This window comes from Sphingomonas sp. PvP018 (assembly GCF_017876865.1).
Taxonomy (GTDB): Bacteria; Pseudomonadota; Alphaproteobacteria; order Sphingomonadales; family Sphingomonadaceae; genus Sphingomonas; species Sphingomonas aerolata.
The window spans coordinates 2,927,955-2,940,535 of record NZ_JAGIOU010000001.1 but is presented as its reverse complement, the minus strand read 5'-3'; the positions used below and the strand labels follow the sequence as shown (position 1 = coordinate 2,940,535).

Sequence of the window (12,581 nt, the reverse complement as noted above, 5' to 3'; positions counted from 1 at the left end):
TCCACGCAAGCGCACAAAAGTTCGAGGTGTTGCTGGAACGCCACAGTTTTTAGAGTGTTTAGGCGGCGATCAATCCGTGGCTCCTCAATAGCACCAGAACGGCGGAAAGTGTAGCCCGGGCGGACGTATCGACCACGGCTCCACCGACCGGATCGGCAATTGCCGCGCCTTGCGCGCCGACCACCTTGTTACCGCCGATCACGACTCGCCCGCCGGTGATATCCGCGGCTGTCCAGCCCGTCCCGTCATGCCGGATCAGCGTCGCCAGATCCTCGCGCCATACCGTCATGCCGGCTCGCGGTGCGGCAAACCGCCACCCGCCCGGCGTCCAGCCCGCCAGCGCCTGCGCATGGCCCCCCCAGTCCCCGGTCGGCGCGGCCCCGACGATCCAGCACGCGCCGGGCGCGGGCGCGGCCGGCGGCACGTTCGGCCCGACCGTGACCACGCTCGGCTGGATCAGCAGGTCGATCAGCGCGAGTGCCTCGTTATGCCCCATCTCCTTCTGCGCCTGCCCCGGCTGCAGCAGCGGCAACCCCGTCCGCACGCTCGTCTCGTCCGTCATCGCCACTCTCCCCCTCGTCACACCATCAGCACCGCGGGCAGCGACACGCCGAAGTCGCCGCGCTGGCGCACCTCGACCCGCACCGCGCCCGCTGCGCGTTCCGCCGCGGACAGCGTCACGACCGGCGTCGCGGTCTCGACGAGCCGCGTCACGCCCGCGCCCGTCAAAACCATCACCGCATAGGCTTCGCCCCCCTCGCCCAGCGGCACGTCGCCGCCATCGATCCAGCGCCACCCCGCCCGGCTCCGCCGTGTCCAGCTGAGCGTCGCACCGCCATCCGCCGTGATCGTCGCGCGCAAGCCGACCGGCGACGGCGGCAGCACCGACGCGCCCGCCAGCACCAGCCGAGTCTCGACCGGCACCGCATCGCCCACCCCCGACGCCATCACCCGCACCGTCCCGCCGATCGCCGCGACCGGCAGATCGATCGTCCGCACCGAATCCGCCGTGATCAGCACGAAGCCGTCGCCCGGCGCCTGCGTGCCGATCGCCGCCTCGGTCCCGCGCCGCCCGCGCAGCAGCTGCGTCAGCCGCCACCGCCCGCCGCCGAGCGGCGTCGCGCGGCCGAACTGGATCAGCTCGCCCCCCGCCATCGCCAGATTGGCCCCCGCATCGAGCGCCGCCGCATCCGCGTCCGCGAGCGCCAGGTCGCCGCGCACCAGCACCACCTCGAACGCGCCCGCCCGGTCGGTCAGCACCGCCGGCGCCGCGCCTGCGACGACCGCGATCGTCCCGATCGTCGCCGGCGCCGCGCTCGCCCCTGCCGCGATCCAGCTTGCCCCGTCGTCGAGCGAATAGAGCAACGCCGCATGCCGCCACCCCGCCCCCGTGCCCGTCGCCGCCACCGACAGCCGCGGCGCGGCGAGCGGCGCATCGTCGAGCCCCGGCGTCTCGAACGCCGCGAGCCGCGTCGTGCCGATCAGCGCATCCGCCGCACCGACGATCCGCCCGCTGCTCCCACGCACCGGCAGCGGCGCGGGCGTGAGCGGGGTCAGCACCAGGCTCGTCACCATCGCCTCGACCCGCGTTTCGACGATCCGCCAAACGCCCGGTTCTCCCGTAATCTCGACACAGCCGCCGGGCACCAGCGCCAGCCCCGACAGCCCCAGCCGCACCGTCCGCCGCACCCGCGCGGTCTCGGCGCGCGCGAGCAGCCCGGTCGCAATCGTCTTGGCGGTCCCGGCATCGATCACCGCGGCCACGTCGACCCGCGCGTCGCGCACCCCCGCCCCCGGCCGCGCCACCCGCTGCAGCCCCGCCTGGTAATCGCGCGCGGCATCATAATAGCCGAGCGTCATCGTCCGCGGCACCGTCTCGATCGCCGCCACCGTCCGCGTCCGCCGCGAGCCCGCTTCCCCCTGGCCCTCGACCACCCCCGCATCCGCAACGCTCGCAACCGGCCCCGCCGCATCGCGCATCACCAGCGCATCGCCGTCCCCCGCGGACACGAACCACGCGCCACTCGCCTCGGCCAGCGCCGCCAGCACCGCGCCGACGCTCCCCCCCGCCGCCGCGAACCCGTCGAGCGCCAGCGCCACCGCCCCCGACACGCCCCCGTCCGACACGTCTTGCGCGATCGCGGCCACCGGCACCGGCCCCGGATCGGCGATCACCTCGAAGGTCAGCGACGGGATCCGGTTGCCGTAATCCGCCAGCGCCATCCCCTCGAACACGGCATAGGCGCAGCCGCGATGCGCGGGCGTCATCCCGCCGCCCTCCGCCGCCGCGATCAGCGGATCGACCGCCTGGTCCTCGCCGCCGGTGTGCAGCCGGAACCCGGTCGCGGTCTTGAAGTCGCCGCCCGCGCCGCGCAGCAACTTCCCCTCCGCCCAGATCCGCCCGATCCCCAGCACCGGCCGCGCCGACAGCAGCACCGCGAACGACGCGGCGTAGCTATAGGTCGACACGCTCGGCTGCCCCTTGCCGCCGCCGCTCGTCGCCCGGCTCTCGATCAGGTCGGTTGCCCAGATCACCGTCCCCGCGACGCGCATCGTCCCGAACAGCTTGGGCACCTGGCTGCCATAGCTCGAGGTCTGCACCGCCAGCTCGGTCAGCCGCGGCCCCTCGCGCCGCGCCGGCCGCAACAGCGTGCCGTCGATCGTCCGCCCGACCAGCGCGCCGATCGTCCCACCCAAAGTGCTCCCGCCCAGCGGCCGGCCGATCACCCGCCCGACCGCGTTCAAGATCAATGTTGCCACGGCCCCACCTCCCCGCTGTTGCCTTCGCCGATCCGCCAGCACCCCAGCACCGGCGCCTCGACCGGCCCCGGCCGCTCGACCACGCGGCGAAGCGTAGCATCGGCATGGACAAGTCCCCGCGTCGTCCTGACCGCGAAATGCAGCTGCCCCGGCCCCGTCCGCAGCATCAGCACGTCGCCCGGGCTTGCCGCGTCCACCCTCACCAGCACGCGATCGAGCCACGCCGCCACCCGCACCGGATCGCCGCCCCGCAGCGCATAGCCGGTCGGCACCGCGACCCCGCACCCGCCCGCCTTCAGCGCCAGCGCGACCAGCCCGACACAGTCGAGCCCCGTCGCCGCCACCCGGCCATGCACCCGGAACCGGCTCCCCACCGCCGCCAGCGCCGCCGCCTCGACGTTCCCGCCGCTCATGCCCCGGGATACCGCGTCAGCAGGTCGATCCCCGGCAGATAGGGCTCGCCGCGAAAATTCACCGCATTGCCGAACCGCGTCGCACAGGTCGCCAGACTCCTGTCGCACCCCTCGCTCAGCTCGACGAGCACGCCCGGCACCACCGCCAGCATCGGCGCCCGCGCCAGCGTCACGCGGGTGGTCCCAGTCGCCCCCGCGTCCGACGCCGCGACCGCGCTCTCCAGCCCGCTGTTCGCCCCCCCGAACCACCGCAGCAGCCCGCCCGCATAGAGATCACCCGCTCCCGCCGCCGCCAGGTCGAGCGTCACCACCGCCCCCTCGCACGCGGTCACCCGTGCGAACCGCCGCCGCGCCGCCATCGCCACGCGGCACCGCCGGTCGCCCAGCGTCGCGCGACATTCGGGCGACGTCTCCTCGACCACCGGCCGGTCGAACGCCGCGCTCGCCCCGCGCAGCTCGGCGGTGAACCCGTCCTCGCCCAGCTCGACCGCGCCGATCACCCCCTCGCCCAGCGTCAGCGGCGCGCGCGGATCGGTCCAGTCGACCGCGAACACGCGCACCCGCGCGCCGTCCCACCGCCCGCTCAGCAGATCGCGCTCGCCGATCGCCGCCGAGCTCAGCGCGCCCGCCACATCCATCGTATCCGCCTCCGCCCCCGGCTCGAGCACCCCCGACCGCGCGATTCCCGACGGCGTCATCCCCGGCGCCGCGCGGTGGACCAGCCCGTCGACCAGCAGATCCCGGTCATGCCCCGTCAACCCCACCGCCACCCCATCCCGCCGCTCCACCCGCCAGCACAACGCCACCGTCGTCACCCCAACATCCGCCATCGAAATTCTCCAAAACCCCTCTCCCCCCGGGGGAGAGGGAGGGGCCCACGCAAAGCGTGGGAGGGTGAGGGCACGTGAGGCTCGAAACCCCGCCCACCCCCCGTTCGCCCTGAGCGAAGTCGAAGGGCAGGCCCCGCACACCAGTGCTTCGACGACGCTCAGCACGAACGGCGTGAAGCCTACCCCTCCCGCACCTCCACCAAAGGCACCGAAGCCGCGACCCCCGCCAGAAACGTCGCCCGCGCCACACTCAGCCGGTCCTCCGCAAACCGCACCGGCACGTCGAACGCGAACCCCGCGCTCACCACCGCGCCCGCCGCCGGCGCCGCGTCGAGCACCACCCACCCCCCGGCCACCACCGAGAAGCCCGACGTCGCGACGCCATCGACCGCGACCGACACGCTCCCCGCCACCGGCCGCGTGATCCGCCGCGTCGCCGCGTCATAGTGTTTCACCAGCGCGAACCGCCGCGCGATCCCGTCGCCGACCCCCAGCACCTCCCCGACCGCCTCGGCATCGAAAGGATCGCGCAACCGGAAGCTGCGCGCCGGCCCCATCCGTGCGCGGAAGAACGCCAGCAGCACGCCGATATCCGCCTCGCTCCGCAGCCCCGGCCCGACATCATAGCTCGTCCGCGCCTCCGCCCAGGCCGCGTTGCGCTGCTCGGCGCCGCCCGCGCTCGTCAGGATCGCGGTCGAAAACCCCGGTATCACCTCCGCCTCGCGCCCCAGCGCGAGCGGAAACAGCACGTCGTCATGCGCGTCCACGGCCCCGTCTCCTTCCTCAGTCTCGAAATGCACGAACCCGTCGCGCATCACCTGCGGCAGCGCCCAGACGAACGTCTCGCCGACGCCGCGCGCGCGCGCCGCCACCGCCGCCGCCTCGATCCGCGCCCAGTCGCCTGCGCGCTCGGGCGCGGTCACGAACCCCGACAGATAATGCTGCCGCGCCACTGGATAGCCCAGCCGGCCCTCGACCAGCGCGACCGCATCCGCCGACGACGCGACGTCCCCCGCGGTCACCCAGTCATAATCCTCGAGCTGGAGCACATCGAACGCCGGCGACGCCCAGCCGACCGGCATGTTCGCGCGCTTGGCCTCGGGCGCTCCCGCATCGAGCACGGTCGGCAGATAGGTCAGCAGATGCGTCACGCACCCGCCCACTTCCCCCTTTACCGCCGCAACCAAAGCCGCGGTCGACGCCGCCAGACACGCCCCCGCCGCCTCCAGCGTCGCGATCTGCTCTGCGCTCTTGCCCCCGCGGATGCTCGCCATCGCCACCGGCGCGAACGCCGCGACCGCGCTCGCATCATAGAGGCACGGCCGCCCGTCGGGCATCACCCACCACCAGGGCTCGCCGACCTGGAACTGCGCCGGCAACCCCGCCGCCACCGCGAGCCCGACAAACGCGCGCGCCACCGCCTGCAGATAGGCCATCGCCCCGCCATGCGCTGGCGACAGCAGCGTAGACGGCGGCTCCCATCCCGTCAGCGCAGGCGCGCCATCGGCGGCGCGCTGTTTCCAGTCGTTCCAGCAATGCGCGTCGAACAGCTCGTAGCTCAGCGACCAGATCACGCCGTAGCCCAGCGCCTTTGCGCGCCCCGCGAAATCCCGGTGCCACGCTGCGCACGCCGCGTTCAGCACGCCCCCCGCCAGCGACACGTAAAATCTACCGCCAACGCCCTCGAGCCGGAAATAATGGCTCATCCCCACATAATGGACGATGTTCCCCCGATACCCCAGGTGCAGCGCGTTGCGCAGCAGCCGCGCGGGCGTCAGGTTATAGCTGTCGTCATAGCCGCTCGCGATCCGCAGCCCATGCTCGGGCACCACCGCCTCGCCGATCGCGAGCACCGATCCCGGCCCCTCGCACGCCATCTCGGTCAGCTCGACCCAGCCCTCGCGCATCCCCGCCAGCGGCGCGTCCACCCCGCGATAGTCGGGCGGCACCAGCGACACGAACATCCGGTCGATATCCCCCGCCCAGACGGACTCGCTGTCCTCGGGCAGGTCGAACCCGCCGACCAGCGCCGCGAAATCGAGCGACACCAGCGCATCCTCCGGCGTCCCCACCGCATAATTCCACAACCGCACATACCAGGCCCGCGCGACGCCCGCCGCATCGCGCCCCTCGATCGTCAGCGTCGGGCCATTGATCGCATCGAGCGGCATCACACCCCCCGACCGCCACCGGAACCGCAGCCGACACGCCCGAAAATCCCGCGCGGTCTCGTAGCGCAGCAACGGATGATCATAGCGATCCTCCGCCGCCCAGATCAGCCCCGCCAGATCATCCGCCCTGTAGAACACCGCATCGACGCGCAGCGCATCCGGCCCCGTGGTCACGACGGACGCCATCATCGGCCGCGGAAAATCCACCGTCCAGAACCGCGGATCAAACCGCGACACCGTCCCCTCGACCTGCCCCGTCCGCCCCGAACACACCCACTGCGCCATGAACCATCTCCAATTCCAAAGGAGAGCAACCAAAACCCCTCTCCCCTCGGGGGAGAGGGAGGGGCCCGCGCGAAGCGTGGGAGGGTGAGGGCACGTGAGGCTCGCGCCCCTCACTCCACCGCCCCCCTCACTCCACCGCCCCCCTCACTCCACCGCCAGCGCCGCCCGAACCGCCCGCGCCACCTGCCGCCCCGACTGCGCGAGCACCCCCGGCGCCGCCCCCGCCGCCGCATTGACGGTGATCGCCACCCGCACCTCCCGCACGCCACCAGCACCGCCAGCCTCGACCCGCCCGCTGCTGGAGGGCACGAACAGCTCGGGCCCCCGCTCGCCGACGACATAGGCCCGCCCCGGCGACACCGGCCCCCCGGTCGCACGCCCCGGCAACCCGCCGACCAGCCCCGCCAGCGCCTCCCCGAGCCCGCCGCCGCCCCCGCTCCCGCCAAACAGCGACCCCATTCCCGCCTTCAACGCCGCCCCCGCAATCGCATCGAGTGCGGACAGCGCGACGCCCTTCAGCTCCTCGAACCCGAACGTCCCCGTCTTCACCGCGCGCAGCAGCGCCGTCTCGAGCCGCAGCGCCGCACGCTCCGCCCCCACGCCCAGCACGTCGTCCAGCTCACCGCGCATCGCCGCGACGTCGCGCGCAAACGCCGCGCTGTCGCCGCGCACCCGCACCAGCACGGGCTCCAGATCGTCATCCATCGGGAAAAGCCTCCTGCAACCGCGCGATCGCCGCCGCATCGGGCGGCGTCGGCATGTCCCCCGTCATCGCGGCGACCACCGCGCCCAGCTCGGCGGGCGTCGCGTGCCAGAACGCGTCGGGGCTCCACCCCAGCACCGCGCCGGCAAACCCCGCGAGCCGCCCCGCGGCGTCCGCGAACGTCCGCATCACCGCCCCGCCAGGATCTGCCGCAGCAGTCCGCGCAGCACCGGCGTCGCGACGGCAAGCCCCGCCTCGACCACCGCCTCCCCCAGCCGCTCGCGCGTCAGCCCCTCGGGGCAATCACGCAGGCAATGCCAGAACAGCGCCACCATCTCGCCAACCCCCAGCTTCCCCTCCGCCGCCCGCTCGACCAGCGCGAACAAGGGCCCCAGCTCCTCCTCCGCCGCCACCAGCGCCGCAAAACTCGGCCGCACCACGAGCGTCTCCCCGGACACCCGAAGCGCCCCCTCCCCCCGAACACCATTCGCCACATCAATCATGAAATTCCTCCAAAACCCCTCTCCCCCAGGGGGAGAGGGAGGGGCCCACGCGCCCTTGCGCGTGGGAGGGTGAGGGCAAGTGAGGCCAAGGACCCCCATCCCAACCACCCCTCACCCTCCCGTCGCCTTCGGCTCCTCCTTCCCTCTCCCCCAAGGGGAGAGGGAAATTTCACCCCGCCACCACCGCCCCCGAACTCTCCAGGCTCAGCGTGTAGGATCGCTCCCCATTGAAATCCCCGGCATAATCCAGCCGCGACACGAGGAACCGCCCGGTCATCGTGTCGCCCCCCTCGAACGCCAGCCGGTAATCGTCGAGCACCCCCGACAGCGCACTCGCCTTGATCCGAAGCTCCGCCGCCGAGCCCGTGAACACCCCCGCCCCCGACACCGAGACGCTGCGCACCCCCGCCCCCGACAGCAATTGGCGCCAGCCGCCCGAATCCTTCGTCGTCACCACGATCGCCTCGCCGTTCACCGACATCTGCGTCGTCCGCAGCCCTGCCACCGTCGCATAGACGGGCGTCGCCGCGCCGTTCCCGACCTTCAGCAGGAACGCGCTCCCCTTCTCCACCGCCATGTCCGTCTCCCCCTCAACTTTCGCGGTACATCCGCACCAGAAACTCGCTCGTGCCCCGCCACCGCTCGCCGACGCGCAGCACGCGCGAGCGCAGCATCTGCACGCGCACCAGCCGCCACCCTTCGCCAAGATCCGCGTCGAGCGCCTCGACCGCCTCCTCCGCCGCCGCCAGCGCAGCCCGCAGCCGCACCGGCCGCTCGCCGCCATCGTGCAGCGTCACGACGACGCGCCCCTCGCGCCCGCGCCACGTCGTCGTGCTCCAGTCGCTCAGCACCGGCTCGTCGACCACCGCATAAGGCAGCGCGCTGCGCACCGGCGGCGCGTCATACACCCCGCCCTCCAGCACCGCCTGCAGCCGCGCGACCACCCCCGCCTGCAGCACCCCCCGCGCACTCACGCCGTCACCTCCGGGCTCAGCCGCAGCCGCCGATAGGGCCGCCACAGTGCCGCCACCGCCGCGGGCGGCACCGCGTCGCTCTCGCGGTGATCGAACAGATGCGCCGCCAGCATCGCCACCCCCTGCGCGACCGGCGCCGGCACCGCGTCCCAGCTCTCCGCCGCGCCGTCGCCCGCGACCCGCGCGACGATCGCCCCGCCGACGAACGCCTCGCAGACCAGGATCGCCGTCGCACAGACCCGCCCCAGCAACGCCGCCTCCCCACTCCCCTCCAGCCGCAACACCTCCCGCACGGCCACCACCGCGTCCGCCACCACGGCCACCGGCACCCCCTGCTCACCCATAGGATTCTCCCGAAAAAACCCCTCTCCCCCCGGGGGAGAGGGAGGGGCCCACGCGCCCTTGCGCGTGGGAGGGTGAGGGCAAGTGAGGCTAAAAACCCCACCCCCCTCACACCCCGATCAGCTGACCGAAAACTTCATCAGCTTGATCGCCTCAGAATTCGTCACGCACCCACCGACCCGCTTGGTCGCGTAGAAATTGACGAACGGCTTGTTCGAGTACGGATCCCGCAGGATCACCGTCTCCGCGCGCTCGGCGATCAGATACCCCGCTTTGAAATTCCCGAACGCGATCGACAGCGCATTCGCCGCGATGTCCGGCATGTCCTCCGCCTCGATCACCGGATAGCCGAGCAACGTCGCCGGCTGCCCCGCGGCCAGGCTCGGCGCCCACACGAACGCCCCGTCGCTCGTCTTGAACTTCCTGATCCGCGCCAGCGTGCTCGCATTCATGACAAAGCTCGCCCCCTGCCGATACGGCGCGCGCAGCGCCTGGACGAGGTCGATCAGCCGCTCCTGCGGGCTCGCCGAGAAATCCCCCGCCGTCCCGGAGGCCAGATATTGCAGCGTCCCGAACGCCCGCACCCCGTCCGCGGTCGCCGCGGTCGGCTGCGTCAGGAAGCCCTTGGGTCGCCCGCTGCCCGATCCGCCGACGAACGCCGCACCCTCGGCCTTGGCGAATTCCATCGCGATCTCGCCCGCCAGCCACGCCTCGACGTCGAACGCCGCATCGTCGAGCATCGCCTGGCTCGCCGCCGGATTGGCATAGAGCTCGCCGGTCGGCGGCACGATCTCGACGAACACCGGCGTCGCCGTCTCGGGCCGCGCCGCATTCTCCGCCGCCCAACCGGACGGCGTGCCGCCCGTCGTGACCAGCTTGCGATACCCCGCCGAGCCCACCTTCACGACATTGGCGATGCTCCGGATCGGCGAGATCCCTTTCAGCACCGCATCGATCTGCGCATCCACCTCGCGCGGCACCGCATAGCCGCCCGCATCGCCCGAGACCCCGGTAAACGCCTTCATCTCGATCGTCGCGCCACTCCGCACGAACCCCGCAAACGCCCCCGAAGGCGCCGCCCCCTCCAGCATCGGCCGATCCATCACCGTCATGTCCATCTCCCTGCCAAGACACAAAAAAAGGCGCCCCGAAGGACGCCTGAAAAACCGTGTGTGGGTGCCAAGCCCAAGGCGAGCACCACCCCAAAACCCCTCTCCCCCCGGGGGAGAGGGAGGGGCCCGCGCAAAGCGCGGGAGGGTGAGGGCACGCGAGGCTAAAAACCCCGCCCCCACCCCCGCGTCATCCTGACGAAAGTCAGGATCCAGAGCCCCAAGCGCCGTCCCCTACGGCTCTGGATCCTGACTTTCGTCAGGATGACGGAAAGGAGTCAGGATGACCGGAACGAGTCACGATGACGGAAGCGCGTCAGCACGACACGCCACCCCCACCACCTCCACCCGAGCCAGTCCCTGCATAGGCACCCCCACCAGACTCACCTCGACCAGCTCCACCGCCTCGAGCACCCGCCGCGCCCCCTGCACGACCCGCACCGCCCGATACCCGACGGACAACCCAGCCACCGCCCCCGACCGCACCAGCCCCGCAAGCTCGGGATCCTCGACCACCCCCTCGACCCGCAGCCCCCGCGCATCCTCCGCAACCGACGCCAGCACCCCGACCGCTCCACCGCGATGCTGCCACAACAACGGCACCACCCCGGCCCCGGCAAACGCCCCCCGCCGCATCACGTCGCCTGCGCGATCGACCACGTCGAACACCGCCGCATAGCCCGCAAACGCCACCCCGCCCCGTTCGTCCCGAGTAGCTGTCGAGCCTGTCGAGACGGCGTATCGAGGGATCACTTCAGCCACGCCGCGAACCCCAGCTTCACCGCCAGCCCCGCCAGCATCAGCGCCACGAACAGCCGCGCGATCCACCCCGCGACCGCCTTCCACACCGACCGTTTCGCATCGCGCCACGCCGCCAGCAGCTCGCGCAGCTCCGCCACGTCACCCCGCGCCCGCTCGTCGCTCAGCCCCAGCCGCGCCAGCGCGCGCGTCGCGCCCAGCTCGCCCGCTTCCTCCGCGATCGCGCGCAGCGTCACCAGGTCCGCCCCCCGCTCCGCCCCCTGCGCCATCAGCTGCGCCAGCACATGCCCATCCATCACCGTGCCCATCACGCCCCCTCCTTCACATCGAGCATCGCGCGCTTCTCCGCATCGCTCAGGAACGTCGCCGCGCTGACCATCCCCCACAGCCGCTCGCGGTCCTCGACCAGCGCCGGCACCCGGTCGAGATCGACGCGCAGCGCCGCCCCCTCGAACCAGCCCGACAACCCCTGCGCGATCCCCGTCAGCACGCTCGTCGCCAGCGGCAAAATCGCCAGCCGCCACAGCGCCCGGTTCGCCTCGCGGTAATTGGCGTAGCTATTGTCGCCCGGCAGCCCGAGCAGCATCGGCGGTACCCCGAACGCCAGCGCGATCTCCCGCGCCGCCGCCGAGCGCGTGCCGGCAAAATCCATGTCCGCGGGCGTCAGGCTCAGCGCCTGCCATTTCAGCCCGCCCTCGAGCAGCATCGGCCGCCCCGCATTCCCGCTCCCCGCAAATGACGCCTCCAGTTCGCTCTTCAGCCGCGCGAACTGGTCCGCCGACAGCGCCGACCCGTCCCCCGGATCATAGACCAGCGCTCCTGAGGGCCGTGCCGCATTGTCGAGCAGCGCCGTATTCCACCGCGCCGCCGCATTATGGATCCCGACCGCCGCCGCCGCCGCGCCCAGGCACCCCAGCCCGTAATGATCGTCGACCGGATGAAACGCCTTCAGGTGGATCACCTGCGGCCGCACCGGATCCGCCGACAGCCGCGTCACCCGCGCGCCCACCGCATAGCGATACGCCGCCGGCCACCCGCCCGCATCCGCCTCGACGCTCACCCGCTCGGGCCGCAGCGCGTAGAGCTCGGCCGCGCCGCCATCGGCATCGCGCAGCACCTGGACATAGGCATTGCCGTGGAGCAGCAGCTGCGCCGCCACCGTCTCGATCAGCATCTGCCCCCCCGACCGCGCGGTGACGAGTGCGACCAGCGCCGGATCCGACCCGTCGAGCGGCGCCGACCCGACGCCCTCGACGACCAGCTTCACCGCGCGCTGCGCCACCGCATTCCCCAGATACGCCTCGCGCACCTGCGCCTCATACCCCCGCGCCCCCGCGACACCGCCCGCCCCCGCCCAGCCAAGACTCCCCGCCCCCGACAAAGCCGGCCGCGCGCCCTCCCGCCCGGACTTCCACCCGAACAACCCCATAGAATCCTCCCGAAAACCGTAACAAAAACCCCTCTCCCCCAAGCGGAGAGGGACCCAAAAACCCCTCTCCCCTTGGGGGAGAGGGAGGGGCCCACGCGCTCTTGCGCGTGGGAGGGTGAGGGCACGTGAGGCTCGAACCCCACCCCCAACCCCTCCGTTCGCCCTGAGCGAAGTCGAAGGGCAGGCCCCACGCGCCAGTGCTTCGACTACGCTCAGCACGAACGGGAGGAGGAGAACGCAAAGCCCCCACCCCCACCCCGTTCGCCCTGAGCGAAGTCGAAGGGCAGGCCCCGCGCGCCAGTG

Annotated in this window: 15 protein-coding genes; all 15 read right to left on the bottom strand. The window is 72.4% G+C overall.

The genetic code is table 11. The annotated features are described in order from the left end of the window. Positions 1-58: 58 nt before the first annotated feature. Positions 59-562 carry a DUF2793 domain-containing protein gene (locus tag J3A66_RS13135; RefSeq protein ID WP_209569296.1) on the bottom strand — a complete coding sequence of 168 codons (504 nt, stop codon included), beginning with the start codon at positions 560-562 and terminating at the stop codon, positions 59-61. Between the two features lie 17 nt (positions 563-579). Next, positions 580-2,760 (bottom strand): phage tail protein, encoded by a 2,181-nt coding sequence (locus J3A66_RS13130; protein WP_209569294.1) that lies wholly within the window; start codon positions 2,758-2,760, stop codon positions 580-582. After that, positions 2,748-3,173: a peptidoglycan endopeptidase gene (locus J3A66_RS13125; RefSeq protein ID WP_209569292.1), complete on the bottom strand. Its 426-nt coding sequence runs from the start codon at positions 3,171-3,173 to the stop codon at positions 2,748-2,750. The genes J3A66_RS13130 and J3A66_RS13125 overlap by 13 nt, the downstream gene beginning before the upstream one ends. Further along, entirely contained in the window at positions 3,170-4,003 is an 834-nt protein-coding gene (locus tag J3A66_RS13120) for a DUF2163 domain-containing protein (RefSeq protein WP_209569290.1), read from the bottom strand. The genes J3A66_RS13125 and J3A66_RS13120 overlap by 4 nt, the downstream gene beginning before the upstream one ends. Before the next feature lie 179 nt (positions 4,004-4,182). Continuing rightward, entirely contained in the window at positions 4,183-6,459 is a 2,277-nt protein-coding gene (locus J3A66_RS13115; protein ID WP_209569288.1) for a DUF2460 domain-containing protein, read from the bottom strand. Between the two features lie 144 nt (positions 6,460-6,603). Further along, positions 6,604-7,164 carry a tail tape measure protein gene (locus tag J3A66_RS13110; protein WP_209569286.1) on the bottom strand — a complete coding sequence of 187 codons (561 nt, stop codon included), beginning with the start codon at positions 7,162-7,164 and terminating at the stop codon, positions 6,604-6,606. Then, on the bottom strand, positions 7,157-7,351 hold the full coding sequence (locus J3A66_RS13105) for a phage tail assembly chaperone (RefSeq protein ID WP_209569284.1): 195 nt from the start codon (positions 7,349-7,351) through the stop codon (positions 7,157-7,159). The genes J3A66_RS13110 and J3A66_RS13105 overlap by 8 nt, the downstream gene beginning before the upstream one ends. Then, complete coding sequence (locus J3A66_RS13100) at positions 7,351-7,665, bottom strand: gene transfer agent family protein (RefSeq protein ID WP_209569276.1); 315 nt, start codon at positions 7,663-7,665, stop codon at positions 7,351-7,353. Before J3A66_RS13100 ends, J3A66_RS13105 begins: the two co-directional genes overlap by 1 nt. 169 nt (positions 7,666-7,834) lie before the next feature. Beyond that, positions 7,835-8,242, bottom strand: coding sequence for a phage major tail protein, TP901-1 family (locus J3A66_RS13095; RefSeq protein WP_159512218.1), 408 nt, complete (start codon positions 8,240-8,242; stop codon positions 7,835-7,837). Positions 8,243-8,255: 13 nt separating this feature from the next. Next, positions 8,256-8,639 carry a DUF3168 domain-containing protein gene (locus tag J3A66_RS13090; RefSeq protein WP_166746353.1) on the bottom strand — a complete coding sequence of 128 codons (384 nt, stop codon included), beginning with the start codon at positions 8,637-8,639 and terminating at the stop codon, positions 8,256-8,258. Beyond that, positions 8,636-8,983: a head-tail connector protein gene (locus tag J3A66_RS13085; RefSeq protein WP_209569274.1), complete on the bottom strand. Its 348-nt coding sequence runs from the start codon at positions 8,981-8,983 to the stop codon at positions 8,636-8,638. The genes J3A66_RS13090 and J3A66_RS13085 overlap by 4 nt, the downstream gene beginning before the upstream one ends. 117 nt (positions 8,984-9,100) lie before the next feature. Next, complete coding sequence (locus J3A66_RS13080; RefSeq protein ID WP_209569272.1) at positions 9,101-10,093, bottom strand: phage major capsid protein; 993 nt, start codon at positions 10,091-10,093, stop codon at positions 9,101-9,103. Positions 10,094-10,387: 294 nt separating this feature from the next. Beyond that, entirely contained in the window at positions 10,388-10,843 is a 456-nt protein-coding gene (locus tag J3A66_RS13075) for an HK97 family phage prohead protease (protein ID WP_348634049.1), read from the bottom strand. Further along, positions 10,840-11,157 (bottom strand): DUF6127 family protein, encoded by a 318-nt coding sequence (locus J3A66_RS13070; protein WP_245336819.1) that lies wholly within the window; start codon positions 11,155-11,157, stop codon positions 10,840-10,842. The genes J3A66_RS13075 and J3A66_RS13070 overlap by 4 nt, the downstream gene beginning before the upstream one ends. After that, on the bottom strand, positions 11,157-12,278 hold the full coding sequence (locus tag J3A66_RS13065) for a phage portal protein (RefSeq protein WP_192069546.1): 1,122 nt from the start codon (positions 12,276-12,278) through the stop codon (positions 11,157-11,159). The genes J3A66_RS13070 and J3A66_RS13065 overlap by 1 nt, the downstream gene beginning before the upstream one ends. Positions 12,279-12,581: the final 303 nt, after the last annotated feature.